Origin of the sequence: Stenotrophomonas sp. PS02298 (assembly GCF_029959445.1) — a bacterium.
Lineage (GTDB): Bacteria > Pseudomonadota > Gammaproteobacteria > Xanthomonadales > Xanthomonadaceae > Stenotrophomonas.
The window spans coordinates 1-7,235 of sequence record NZ_JASCOR010000193.1; the positions used below are offsets into that span (position 1 = coordinate 1).

9 protein-coding genes are annotated in these 7,235 nt (G+C 63.8%); 4 read left to right on the top strand and 5 right to left on the bottom strand.

Features of this window, described 5'->3' with window-relative positions; genetic code table 11:
• The first annotated feature begins 96 nt into the window (after positions 1-96).
• On the top strand, positions 97-612 hold the full coding sequence (locus QMX78_RS18980; RefSeq protein ID WP_197639855.1) for an arsenate reductase ArsC: 516 nt from the start codon (positions 97-99) through the stop codon (positions 610-612).
• Here the strand turns inward: QMX78_RS18980 and QMX78_RS18985 are convergent.
• From QMX78_RS18985 to QMX78_RS19005, 5 genes are read right to left on the bottom strand one after another with little or no spacing between them, the layout of a single operon-like run.
• Positions 591-1,676 (bottom strand): ArsO family NAD(P)H-dependent flavin-containing monooxygenase, encoded by a 1,086-nt coding sequence (locus QMX78_RS18985; RefSeq protein WP_197639853.1) that lies wholly within the window; start codon positions 1,674-1,676, stop codon positions 591-593. The genes QMX78_RS18980 and QMX78_RS18985 overlap by 22 nt on opposite strands.
• 24 nt (positions 1,677-1,700) lie before the next feature.
• Entirely contained in the window at positions 1,701-2,687 is a 987-nt protein-coding gene (gene trxB / locus QMX78_RS18990) for a thioredoxin-disulfide reductase (RefSeq protein WP_282272492.1), read from the bottom strand.
• 3 nt (positions 2,688-2,690) lie between these two features.
• On the bottom strand, positions 2,691-3,749 hold the full coding sequence (arsB, locus tag QMX78_RS18995; RefSeq protein ID WP_197639849.1) for an ACR3 family arsenite efflux transporter: 1,059 nt from the start codon (positions 3,747-3,749) through the stop codon (positions 2,691-2,693).
• Between the two features lie 20 nt (positions 3,750-3,769).
• Positions 3,770-4,261, bottom strand: coding sequence for an arsenate reductase ArsC (locus QMX78_RS19000; RefSeq protein ID WP_049402942.1), 492 nt, complete (start codon positions 4,259-4,261; stop codon positions 3,770-3,772).
• Between the two features lie 24 nt (positions 4,262-4,285).
• On the bottom strand, positions 4,286-4,600 hold the full coding sequence (locus QMX78_RS19005) for a metalloregulator ArsR/SmtB family transcription factor (RefSeq protein WP_197639847.1): 315 nt from the start codon (positions 4,598-4,600) through the stop codon (positions 4,286-4,288).
• A gap of 41 nt (positions 4,601-4,641) precedes the next feature.
• On the opposite strand from QMX78_RS19005, the gene arsH reads away from it, so the two are divergent.
• The 3 genes from arsH to chrA are packed head-to-tail and all read left to right on the top strand — an operon-like array spanning position 4,642 to position 7,055.
• A complete protein-coding gene (gene arsH / locus QMX78_RS19010; protein ID WP_282272509.1) occupies positions 4,642-5,382 on the top strand; it encodes an arsenical resistance protein ArsH in 741 nt (246 codons plus the stop codon).
• On the top strand, positions 5,379-5,798 hold the full coding sequence (arsC, locus tag QMX78_RS19015; protein ID WP_197639835.1) for an arsenate reductase (glutaredoxin): 420 nt from the start codon (positions 5,379-5,381) through the stop codon (positions 5,796-5,798). Before arsH ends, arsC begins: the two co-directional genes overlap by 4 nt.
• A 54-nt stretch (positions 5,799-5,852) precedes the next feature.
• Positions 5,853-7,055, top strand: coding sequence for a chromate efflux transporter (chrA, locus tag QMX78_RS19020; protein WP_282272511.1), 1,203 nt, complete (start codon positions 5,853-5,855; stop codon positions 7,053-7,055).
• Positions 7,056-7,235: the final 180 nt, after the last annotated feature.

The following is a 7,235-nucleotide window of genomic DNA, read 5'->3' on the forward strand; positions in this document are numbered from 1 at the left end:
GGGCACCGAAAGGTGCCCGCGTCCCTTCCGGCAGTCATCGAACTGACATATGGGACGGTAATACTTCGATCATTCTAGATAAATGGTTGCGATGATATGCGTACGCTGAATGTTCTGTTCCTCTGCACAGGCAACTCGGCGCGCAGCATTCTTGCCGAGGCCCTAGCCAACCATTTAGGGCGCGAACGTATCCAGGCTTACAGTGCTGGCAGTCATCCCAAGGACGCAGTTCATCCAGTGGCCCTGCAGGCGCTCTCGGAGATTGGCTTCGACACTGCCGGGCTGTCGAGCAAGTCGTGGGAAGCATTCGCAGGTCCGGGAGCACCACAGATGGATCTCATCGTGACCGTGTGCGATCGCGCTGCGGGCGAGGCATGTCCAGTGTGGCCAGGTCAGCCGGCCACCGCCCACTGGGGTATCCCCGACCCAGCTGCAGTGCAGGGCAGCGCGGAGCAGGTCCACAGGGCGTTCCTGAGCACGCTTCACCAGCTCCAGCACCGTGTGGGACTGCTGTTGGCGCTCAAGCCTGAAGCGCTGGACCGCATGACCCTGCAATCGCAGGTGCGGGCGCTGGACAATGGCGCCGAGGCTCAGGGGCCAGATGGCGGCTGAGAAACGGCCCCAACGTAGTCGCTGATCTGCCTTACTGCCTCGCGCGCGTAACGGGTCACTCCGATCAGCGTGGCCGACGCTGCCCCATTCCAGTCACCATACCCAAGCAGCCAGACCGATGGCGCTGCGACCGAACGGACCTGGGTGTCATCCACGTCGATACGACCCTGGGCGTTGACCAGGCCCAGTCCTTCCAGGTGGGACAAGGCCGGCCGGAAGCCGGTGCACCAGATCACCGCGTCGAAGTTGCGTTCGCTGCCATCTGCCCACTGCATGCCGGTGGTGGTGAAACGGACAGGTGGCGTCATGGAGACCAGTACACCGCGGCGCCGTGCGTCCACCACCGGCGGCACCATGACGATGTCGCCTAAACCACCCTGCGGAAGATCCGGTCCGCGTCCTTCCTGCTGAGCCCTCCACTTCTCGGTTGCGCGTGCGAACAGAACGCGCCCGTCGACATCGTCGGCCAGGAAGGCTGGCTTGCCCTGGGTGATCCAGGTGGTGTCGGCCACCTTTGATACCTCGGCCAGAATCTGTGCCCCTGAGTTGCCGCTGCCGATGATCGCCACGCGCATTCCGGCAAAGGATCCAGGATGGCTGTAGTGGGCCGAGTGCAGCTGCACGCCGCCGAATGCGTCCATACCTTCATAGTCGGGCGTGTAGGGATGCCGCCAGGTACCTGTGGCGCTTATCACTGCACGCGTATGCCACTGTCGGCCGTCATCTGCTTCCACCAGCAGCCGGGTTCCCGAACGACTGACGCGTTCCACCTGCACGGGACGGATGACGGGCAGCGCATATTTATGCTCGTAGCGCGCGAGGTAGTCGAGCACTTCCGCCTGCGACGGGTACGGTTCCCGGGTGGGAGGCATCGGCCAACCGGGAATCGAGCTCCAGCCCGCTGGCGAGAACAGATGCAAGGATTTCCACGCATGCTGCCACGCCCCACCAGGTGACGTTTCAGCATCAAGAATCACATAGGACAGCCCGCTGCGACGCAGGAAGTAGCCGGCCGAAAGACCCGCCTGGCCACCTCCGATCACCACCACATCGACGTTGTCCATCTGGACTTCCTCCCACCGCTGCACTCAGGCGGCGTTCTTGTGCTGCTGTTGATCGGAGATCTTGAGTGCATCCAGATAGCGCTCCGCGTCCAGTGCGGCCATGCAGCCGAAGCCGGCCGAGGTGATCGCCTGGCGATAGTGCTGGTCGGCCACGTCGCCGGCGGCGAACACGCCTTCCACCGAGGTCTGGGTGGCGTTGCCGCCCAGGCCCGAACGGATTTCCAGGTAACCGTTGTTCATGGCCAACTGGCCGTCGAACAGCTGGGTGTTCGGGTGGTGGCCGATGGCCACGAAGAAGCCGTGGGCATCGATGTCGCGGGTGCTGCCGTCCAGGGTCGACTTCACGCGCACGCCGGTCACGCCCGCCTCGTTGCCCAGCACTTCCTCCACCTGGTGGTGCCAGACGGTTTCGATCTTGCCGGCTTCAACCTTGGCGAACAGCTTGTCCTGCATGATCTTTTCCGCCTTCAGGGTGTCGCGGCGGTGGACCAGATAGACCTTGCGGGCGATGTTGGACAGGTACAGCGCTTCTTCCACGGCAGTGTTGCCGCCGCCGACCACGACCACGTCCTGGTCACGGTAGAAGAAGCCGTCGCAGGTGGCGCAGGCGGAGACGCCGCGGCCCTTGAATTCGTCTTCGGTGGGAATGCCCAGGTACTTGGCGGTGGCGCCGGTGGCGATGATCAGCGCGTCGCAGGTGTATTCGGCGCTGTCGCCGATCAGCTTGAACGGACGCTGCTGCAGGTCGGCGGCATGGATGTGGTCGAAGATGACTTCCGTCTCGAAGCGCTCGGCGTGCGCCTGCATGCGCGCCATCAGATCCGGGCCCATCAAGCCATGGGCGTCGCCCGGCCAGTTGTCCACTTCGGTGGTGGTCATCAGCTGGCCACCCTGCTGCAGGCCGGTGATGACGACCGGCTTCAGGTTGGCGCGGGCAGCGTAGACGGCAGCGGTCCAACCGGCCGGGCCGGAACCGAGGATCAGCAATGGAATGTGTCGGGTGGTGCTCATGGCTCAGCGGCTCCGTGCATCGGCAGGAAAGTAGCGCTTGCCCAGCCGCAGGGCGACATGGACCAGCAGGATCAGTACTGGCACTTCCACCAGCGGGCCGATGACGGCGGCGAAGGCGACCGGCGAGGCCAGGCCGAAGGCCGCGATGGCTACCGCAATGGCCAGTTCGAAGTTGTTGCCGGCCGCGGTGAACGCGATCGCAGTAGTGCGTGGATAGTCCTTGGCGATCAGCTTGCCCATGAAGAAGCTGATGACGAACTGGATGATGAAGTACAGCGTCAGCGGGATCGCGATGCGTACCGCGTCCATCGGAATGCGCAGCACGTCACCGCCTTTCAGGCTGAACATCGCCACGATGGTGAACAGCAGTGCGGCGAGCGTTATCGGGCTGATGGCAGGCAGGAACTTCTCTTCATACCACTGCACGCCCTTGCGCGTCTTCAGCCATCGACTGGTGAGGAAGCCGGCCAAGAATGGGATGCCCAGGTAGATCAGAACCGCCTCGGCGATGGTCCAGACGCTGACATCGATGACGCTGCCCTGTAGCCCGAACACCGGCGGCAACCAGGAAAGGAAGAACCACGCGTAGACGCTGAACAGCGCGATCTGGAAGATCGAGTTGAATGCCACCAGGCCGGCCACGTACTGGCCGTCGCCGCGGGCGAGCTGGTTCCACACCAGCACCATGGCGATGCAGCGCGCCAGGCCGATCAGGATCAGGCCGGTCATGTACTCGGGGTAGTCGCGCAGGAACAGCACCGCCAGCCCGAACATCAGGAACGGGCCCACGATCCAGTTCTGCAGCAGCGAGAGCATCAGCACGCGCTTGTCGGCAAAGACGGTGGGCAGTTCCTCGTACATCACCTTGGCCAGCGGCGGGTACATCATCAGGATCAGGCCAATGGCGATCGGGATGTTGGTCGACCCTACGGAAAGGCTGTTCAACGCGCTGGGCACGCCTTCGAACATCGCGCCCAGGCCGACGCCGAGCGCCATGGCGGCGAAGATCCACAGCGTCAGGTACCGGTCCAGAAACGACAGGCGGGAGGTGTCAGTGGTCATGGGGTTTTCCGGGAAGACGGTCAGTGGATCTGCGCAATCGGATCAAGCTGGGCCTTGAGAGACTCACGGTCATCCCATGCCCCGTCAGGAATCTCCAGGAAGGCCTTCAGGCGGGCCTTGATGATCTGATGCGCCCGGTCGAACGCTTCAGCCTTCTGTGCATCCGAGCCTTCCACACCGGCCGGGTCGAAAAGGCCCCAGTGCACGCGCACGAAATCGCCAAACACAACCGGGCACGCCTCGGCGGCCGCGCTGTCGCACACGGTGACGATCAGATCCATGGCAGCCGCATCCGCTTCGGCAAACTCGTCCCAGGACTTGCTGCGCAGGCCCTCCACCGGGAAGCCCTCGCGCTGCAATTGGGCAATGGCGAACGGATTGACCCGACCGGCTGGCTGGCTGCCTGCACTGAAGGACTGATAGCGGCCTTCGCCCCACTTTTTCAGGGTCGATTCGGCCAACACGCTGCGCGCGGAATTGCCGGTACAAAGGAACAGAACACGACGGGTCATTTTGGCGATCTCTGGGGTAAGGGGTCAGCAGCCTGCGGGGCGTTCACAGGCCTGTTCGTCGGCACAGCAGTTTTCGGTGAGGTAGGCCACCAGCGTGTTCATCGCCACGAACTCGGCCCGGTAGCAGATGGTCCGGCCACGTTGCTCGGCGCTGATCAGTCCCGCAGCCAGCAGTTCCTTCAGGTGGAAGGAGAGCGTGGCGCCAGGCAAAGAGAGGGCTTGGGCAATGTCGCCGGCCAGCTTGCCGGCGCTGCCAGCCTGAACCAGAAGACGGAAGATCGACAGGCGGGTGGCATGACCTAGGGCTGCCAAGGCGTGGGTTGCGTTCTTATGTTCCATGATTCTAAAATAATCGAAGAAAAATGACAGGACAACCCCCCGTGCAGCAGATCCCCAACGTGGTCCCGGGTGCCATGGACATTCCCACGGCCGCCAAGCTCAACGATCCGGCCGCGCAGCCACACCGGCCACGCATCCTGATCCTGTACGGGTCGCTGCGGCCGCAGTCGTTCAGCCGCAAGCTGGCGCTTGAGGCGCAGCGGCTGCTGGAGCAGCTTGGGGCGGAAACCCGCCTCTTTGATCCACATGAGCTACCCATGCTTGACTCGGTGCCGGCCACGCACCCCAAGGTGCAGGAGCTGCGCCAGGCCTCGCTGTGGTCGGAAGGACACGTTTGGGTCAGCCCGGAACGCCACGGCACCCTTACGGCGGTATTCAAGAACCAGATCGACTGGCTGCCGCTCGAAGAGGGCAGCGTTCGACCCACCCAGGGCCGTACGCTGGCAGTGATGCAGGTCTGCGGCGGTTCCCAGTCGTTCAACGTGGTCAACGCGCTGCGCGTGCTCGGCCGGTGGATGCGGATGGTCACAATTCCGAACCAATCCTCGGTGGCCAAGGCCTGGCAGGAGTTCGATGACGACGGTCGAATGAAGCCTTCGGCGTACTACGATCGCGTGGTGGACGTGATGGAGGAACTGGTCAAGTTCACCCTGCTGGTGCGCGGGCGTAGTGACTACCTGGTGGACCGCTACAGCGAGCGCAAGGGGGCCGTCGAGGCGGCAGCGCTGGCCGCTGCCGCAGGCGTGGTGGAGACCGTTTTGAACCAAGAGGAAAGTGCGTGAACGCTGTCATCTATCACAACCCAAAGTGCGGCACCTCCCGCAATACCTTGGCGCTGATCCGCTTTGCCGGGATCGAGCCGGAAGTGATCGACTACCTGACCCACCCGCCCAGCCGTGCGCGCCTGGTCGAGCTTATTACGGCGGCGGGGTTGAGCGTGCGCGATGCCATCCGGCAGAAGGGAACGCCGTATGACGAACTCGGGCTAGGCAACGCAGCACTGAGCGAGGACGCGCTGCTGGATGCGATGCTGGCGCACCCGATACTCATCAATCGTCCTCTGGTACAAACCGATAGGGGTACTCGTCTGTGCCGGCCTTCGGAAGTGGTGCTGGAGATCCTGCCGCCGCTGCCCGGACCGTTCCGAAAGGAAGATGGAGAGTGGGTGACCGGGCACGCCGGAAGCTCGACGCCGTGATCCCATTGCCAGGCTGGGCTTGCCGCCGCTGAGAACCACAGGAGGTCATGCCCCATGTCGGCGCTGGATCCCACGACAAGCGACAGCGCATGGCGCGTCTTCCTGGTGTTTGTGCGACTGGGACTGACTTCGTTTGGCGGCCCGATTGCCCACCTGAGCTATTTCCGCAACGAGTTCGTCGAGCGTCGCCGTTGGCTGACGGACCGTAGCTATTCCGATCTGGTTGCCCTGTGCCAACTACTTCCGGGCCCGGCCAGCAGCCAGGTTGGAATGGCGCTGGGCTTGCGTCGCGCCGGCTGGCCTGGCCTGCTGGCCGCCTGGGCAGGCTTTACGCTGCCATCGGCCGTGCTGATGATCCTGTTCGCCTTGGGCGTTACCGAGTACCAGGGCATCGTTGAAAGCGGCTGGCTGCATGGTCTGAAGATCGTGGCAGTTGCCGTGGTGGCCCAAGCAGTATGGGGAATGGCCCGGTCCCTTTGCCCGGACCGTCTGCGGGCAGCGATGGCGTTTTTTGCCGCTGTGTTGACTTTGTCCATACCCACGGTCGTCGGGCAGATCGTGGTGATCATCCTCAGCGGATTGATCGGTCGCTGGATGCTGAAGATCGAACCGGCCTCCGGCCAATCAGACGGCGGCTATTCCGTCTCGCGAAGAACCGGCACGGTGGCACTGGTGCTACTGGTGCTGCCGCTTGTTCTGCTGCCCTTGTGGGCGGTAGCCAGCGGCTCCCCCTTGGCCGTGCTGTTGGAGGGTGTGTACCGCGCTGGCGCCCTGGTCTTCGGCGGCGGCCATGTCGTGCTGCCGTTGCTGCAGACCGCAGTCGTCCAGAGCGGCACCGTGAGCACGGTGGATCTGCTCGCCGGGTACGGTGCGGCGCAGGCGGTGCCGGGCCCTCTCTTCTCCTTTGCGGCATACCTGGGGGCTATGGCCGAGGGGCCGCTGGGTGGCTGGGCAGGAGGCCTTGCGCTGTTGGTGGTCATTTTCCTGCCAGCCGTTCTCGTGCTCGTAGGGGTGCTGCCGTTCTGGGAGTCCCTGCGCCCCCGCAAGGATCTCCAAGCTTCGATTGCAGGCGTCAATGCCGGGGTGGTCGGCATCCTGTTGGCGGCGTTGTATGACCCGGTGTGGACGAGCGCGATCCATGACCGATGGGATGTCGCGATGGCGTTGGTTGCGTTTGGGCTACTGGTCGTTGCGCGTGCTCCGCCGGTCCTGGTCGTGTTGCTGGCTGCCGTGGCGGGTTGGGCGATGACGGGATAGCGCCGCCAGGACGGTCAGGAGCGTTTCGGCAGCGCAACCTGATGTCCGCTTCTGGCCGAGGCTGTGTGAAAACCCCGCCTCCGCTGGCATGATCTGAGCACCGGTCGATGGGTGCTCTGCATGAAGCGATTCGTGGATGGCGTTGATCGTTCCCAAGGACTTCTTCTCCCTGATCGGCTT

What these genes read in the sequence shown, in the direction of transcription:
- QMX78_RS18980 (WP_197639855.1), top strand. Translation starts at nt 97, where the DNA reads ATGCGTACGCTGAATGTTCTGTTCCTCTGCACAGGCAACTCGGCGCGC.
- QMX78_RS18985 (WP_197639853.1), bottom strand. Translation starts at nt 1,676, where the DNA reads ATGGACAACGTCGATGTGGTGGTGATCGGAGGTGGCCAGGCGGGTCTT.
- trxB (WP_282272492.1), bottom strand. Translation starts at nt 2,687, where the DNA reads ATGAGCACCACCCGACACATTCCATTGCTGATCCTCGGTTCCGGCCCG.
- arsB (WP_197639849.1), bottom strand. Translation starts at nt 3,749, where the DNA reads ATGACCACTGACACCTCCCGCCTGTCGTTTCTGGACCGGTACCTGACG.
- QMX78_RS19000 (WP_049402942.1), bottom strand. Translation starts at nt 4,261, where the DNA reads ATGACCCGTCGTGTTCTGTTCCTTTGTACCGGCAATTCCGCGCGCAGC.
- QMX78_RS19005 (WP_197639847.1), bottom strand. Translation starts at nt 4,600, where the DNA reads ATGGAACATAAGAACGCAACCCACGCCTTGGCAGCCCTAGGTCATGCC.
- chrA (WP_282272511.1), top strand. Translation starts at nt 5,853, where the DNA reads ATGTCGGCGCTGGATCCCACGACAAGCGACAGCGCATGGCGCGTCTTC.